The organism is Pseudemcibacter sp. (genome assembly GCF_965661635.1).
Lineage (GTDB): Bacteria > Pseudomonadota > Alphaproteobacteria > Sphingomonadales > Emcibacteraceae > Pseudemcibacter.
In genome coordinates this window covers 1-3778 of record NZ_CBFIEP010000040.1, presented here as the reverse complement: position 1 = coordinate 3778, position 3778 = coordinate 1, and the positions used below count along the sequence as shown (strand labels likewise).

At 39.2% G+C, this 3778-nt stretch carries 5 protein-coding genes; 3 read left to right on the top strand and 2 right to left on the bottom strand.

All coding sequences use genetic code 11. The features are described from left to right. Both ACTF6W_RS02730 and ACTF6W_RS02725 read right to left on the bottom strand, forming a co-directional pair. Positions 1 to 439, bottom strand: a 439-nt coding sequence (locus tag ACTF6W_RS02730) for a tetratricopeptide repeat protein (protein ID WP_438993002.1), incomplete at its 3' end; no start/stop codon positions are given. 33 nt (positions 440 to 472) lie between these two features. Then, positions 473 to 1342 (bottom strand): LysR family transcriptional regulator, encoded by an 870-nt coding sequence (locus ACTF6W_RS02725; protein ID WP_438993001.1) that lies wholly within the window; start codon positions 1340 to 1342, stop codon positions 473 to 475. Positions 1343 to 1452: 110 nt separating this feature from the next. On the opposite strand from ACTF6W_RS02725, the gene ACTF6W_RS02720 reads away from it, so the two are divergent. Genes ACTF6W_RS02720 through ACTF6W_RS02710 form a run of 3 tightly spaced genes read left to right on the top strand, consistent with a single transcriptional unit; the run spans position 1453 to position 3645 of the window. Next, entirely contained in the window at positions 1453 to 2043 is a 591-nt protein-coding gene (locus ACTF6W_RS02720) for a LysE family translocator (RefSeq protein ID WP_438993000.1), read from the top strand. 1 nt (position 2044) lies between these two features. Further along, positions 2045 to 2638, top strand: a complete 594-nt coding sequence (locus ACTF6W_RS02715; RefSeq protein ID WP_438992999.1) for a LysE family translocator — start codon at positions 2045 to 2047, stop codon at positions 2636 to 2638. Further along, on the top strand, positions 2638 to 3645 hold the full coding sequence (locus tag ACTF6W_RS02710) for a homoserine dehydrogenase (protein WP_438992998.1): 1008 nt from the start codon (positions 2638 to 2640) through the stop codon (positions 3643 to 3645). The genes ACTF6W_RS02715 and ACTF6W_RS02710 overlap by 1 nt, the downstream gene beginning before the upstream one ends. Positions 3646 to 3778: the final 133 nt, after the last annotated feature.

The following is a 3778-nucleotide window of genomic DNA, read 5'->3' as shown; positions in this document are numbered from 1 at the left end:
ATTTTTGATATTTCTCAAGTTTATTTTCGTATTCGATACGTTCAAATGTGGTAAGCCGATTATAAAATCTTTTAAATTGTGCGGCATATTGCTGATCACCGTCTGCGGATAATTTCAACCAGAAGGCAGCTAATGCCTTATTTGGCGTCGTTCCCCAACCATTTAAGTGATAGCGAATGGCTTCACGCATTGCTTCCACATGGCCTTGGTATCCTGCTTTTTCAAAATTAAGTAGAGCTGTATAATCATGTTGTTCAACAAATTGTCCTTTTTGATACATGATGCCAAGCCAATAATAACTTTCTGCATCCTCAGTTTTTTGGACAACATCAAAAAAATCTTTATAGGCTTTTTCGTAATTTTCAGCTTTATAATGTTTAATGCCACTGGCGGTGTCAGCCAAAGCAGAAAAAGGGAAAAATAATAATATAATAATCAAAAATCGCATGGGCTTATTATAACGTATTTCATTTTAATAATCACGTATAAAGTTTAATAATCGACGTGTATTACTACCTTCGGTGATGTTGCCATGCCAGACGGCATATAAAGGCATCGGTTCCACATCCCAATCGGGAAGAACATGTACCAATTTATTGGTTTTAAGATAATCTTCTATCAACCAATGAGCGGCCGTTGTTAATCCCAAACCACGAGCCGCCATTTCTACCATGGCTTCAGCGCTATTAGCGGAAACGTTCCCTGTTAATCCAAGTACTACTTTTTTCCCATTTTTTATAAGATTTCTATTTCCCGGTAGCATATCATGCCGGATCCAATTCCACTCTTTTAAACAGTCTGGGGTTACGGGTTTAGCGTGTTTAGCATAATAATCAGGGGAACAAACAAGGGTCCGTTTTTTATCACCGAGTTTTTTAACATTAAGTCGACTGTCTGGAAGTGAGCCGAGCGAGAAAGCGATATCGATCCCTTCGGCGACGAGATCTAGTCTTTCATCGGAATATATGAAATGTATTTCTATCCCAGGATTAGCAAGCGAGAAATCCGCCAGCTGTTGGGTTAGGATATCAGAATTCATAGAAAGCGGTAAAGTGATATTAAGTTTTCCAATCGCAACATCATGACCGCTAACGTTTCTGATACCGAGCTCCGCCTGATTAAGCATTTCGATGGCGTGCTTATTTAACTTTTCGCCCTCTGCTGTTAGAGATAATTTTCGTGTTGACCGATATATGAGGGCGGTACCAAGTCGTTCTTCCAGTTTTGTAATTTGATAACTTATGACCGAAGGTGAAAGGTTTAATGATTTTGCCGCACCGCGAAATGAGTTGCGTTTTACGGTTTCTGCGAAGATTGCCATTGCTTTTAAATCATCAATCATAAGATTTTTCCATTATGTAATTTATTAGAACAATGAAAATGAATTGTACGGACTAGTCAAGTAAAATAAATGGTGTTAGGGTTCAATCAATTAATCAGGGTTCACAAACAATGTCGTTATTTATTCCAATGTTCATATATGCGTTTTCCATGGGTATTACACCAGGGCCAAATAACATGATTGCGCTAAGTACGGGTGTTAATTACGGGTTTTTGCGCACAATTCCATTCACATTAGGTGTCATGGTTGGTTTTAATGCGCTGCTAGCGACCATTGGGTTTGGTGTTGGTGGGATCATCGCGAGAAACCCAGATGTTATGCTGGTGTTAAGTTATGTTGGTACGGCCTTTATAATTTATATGGGCTATAAAATCATTATGGCACCAACAGAGTTGAATACAGATGCCGATAAAACACCTGGGTTTGTTCATGGTGCGCTTCTTCAGCTTGTTAATCCAAAAGCATGGACGGCGTGCCTCGGTGGCATAGCTGCCTTTAACATCGCAGGCAATACATTCGGTATATTGATGTATATCGGGATCAGTATTTTTGTTGTGCTCTTCTGTGTTGGTATTTGGGGTTATGCGGGATCCAAAATTACTCATTTCCTTGAAAATCAACGAAATCATAAAATTTTTAATGTTGTTATGGGTGGTAGCTTGATTGTGCTTGCGATTTACTTGCTCATTATGGATCAATGATATGTTAGCTTTTGTAATCGCCACATGTGCTTATTCATTATCAATGTCAATTACCCCGGGGCCGACAAATATCATTATGATGACGACGGGTGTTAATCATGGTTTTCGTGCGACACTGCCGTTTGCAACAGGGGCGGCTATTGGTTTTATAACCCTTGTTGTGATTATCGCGCGTGGATTTGGCAGTATGCTCTCTGAAAACGCAGATATTATGACGATCATGGGATATGCTGGTGCATTGATGATTAGTTATATGGGCTATAAAATTGCATTCTCAACGGGCGATGCAAAAGAAGAAGACAGTGATAAGCCCGGTTTTATGGAAGGCGCAATTTTACAGTGGATTAACCCTAAATCTTGGATTGCCTGTCTTGCAGGGGTGAGCGCTTTTAACCTTGGCGCTTCTGTTGAGAGGTTAGCACTTTACATGGTATTCTATATGGCTGTCGGTTATTTAAGTGTTCTGGCTTGGGGATATGCCGGCGCAAAGATTAGCGGCTTTTTACATCAAGGAAATAATTTACGTATTTTCAATTATGTAATGGGTGGATCATTGGTTATAGTTGCCCTTTATTTGGCATTTATGGATAAATAATGAAGAATATTAATGTGGCAATGAATGGACTTGGAAGCGTTCATAAAACACTTTCCGGCATTTTAAAAGATAAGCAATTGGTGCTTAAAGAAAAATATGACATTGGTTTCAATGTCGTTATGATTTCAGATAGCAGCGGCGTTGCGGTTAATAACAATGGTTTTAATATGGTCGAAGTCATTGCCCATAAGAATTCTGGTGGACGTGTGTCCGGATTATCCGAATATCAAGATAAAAGTTTTCTAGATATTTTATCAGATACAAATGTTGATCTTGTTTGGGAAGCATCACCAGTTGATTTTGATACGGGTGGTGAAGCACTTGAAATTGCGCGTGGTGCGTTAAATCGCGGTATTTCAGTAGTTCTCGCAAATAAGGGGCCAGTCGTCAAAGCACATGGTGAATTAAAGGCCTTATCGAACAATAGTGGGGCAGGGTTCAAATATTCAGCGACCGTTTGTGGAGGACTTCCGATATTAAACATTGGCGAGCGGGATATGATTGCGGGCGATGTTTCAGAGTTTTCTGGAGTTTTTAATGGTACGTGTAATTTTATATTGGATGTTTTAAAGAACGGTGTGGCGTTTGACGCTGCGGTTAAGGAAGCACAAAATGTTGGTGCGGCTGAAGCGGACCCAAGTTTGGACATTGATGGCTGGGATACGGCCTTTAAGTTACTCATTATCGCAAACCATGTGATGAATGCTAGAATTACACTGGATGATATTTCTGTTAAAGGTATTATGTCAATCACACCTGAAATGATCAGAGCGGAAGAAAGCCAAGGCAACACCATTAAATTGGTCGCGAGCTTCGATGGCAGCACATATAAGGTTGAACCAACGGTTGTTGCGAAGGATACCTTTATTGGATCTTGCACAGGATGGGAAATGGGGATTGAAATCCATAGTGATTTATACGGCATTATGTATCATAAATTATATGAAAAAGAACCCGTACCAACGGCAGCCAGCATGCTTAGAGATGCGGTGAATATTTTTTCATAAAATTATATAAAAGTTATTTTATATTTGAGGGAAATCATTTAAAACAATTATAGAAATTATATAGTTGGATAAATAAATTTTTTACAAAGCTTTCCTCACAGTTTTTACAGTATTAATGATCGGTTCTTGTGCA